This window comes from Mesorhizobium sp. M5C.F.Ca.ET.164.01.1.1, assembly GCF_004792125.1.
Taxonomy (GTDB): Bacteria; Pseudomonadota; Alphaproteobacteria; order Rhizobiales; family Rhizobiaceae; genus Mesorhizobium; species Mesorhizobium wenxiniae.
In genome coordinates, this window is record NZ_SRTG01000547.1 from 1 (window position 1) to 290 (window position 290).

Below are 290 nucleotides of genomic sequence, written 5' to 3' on the forward strand. Positions count from 1 at the left end.
GGCTTGGTGACGTTGCCGTAACGGGCGCTGATCTCTTCCGCACGCTCGGCAATGTTGGCGAGCAGCGCCTGCAGATCTTTCATGTCGAGCAGCAGCAACCCTTCCTCATCGGCTATGCGGAAGGCAATGTTCATGATGCCTTCCTGTGCGTCGGTCAGGTTCATCAGCCGCGACAGCAGCAGCGGTCCCATTTCCGAAATGGTCGCGCGGATAGGGTGGCCCTGCTCGCCGAACAGATCCCAGAAGATGACCGGGAATTCCTGGAAGTCGTAAGGGTCGAGCTTCACAGA

General features: G+C 59.0%; 1 protein-coding gene. It reads right to left on the bottom strand.

What is annotated here, in order from left to right:
• Positions 1-290, bottom strand: a 290-nt coding sequence (locus EN807_RS34680) for a helicase HerA-like domain-containing protein (RefSeq protein ID WP_135938104.1), incomplete at both ends; no start/stop codon positions are given.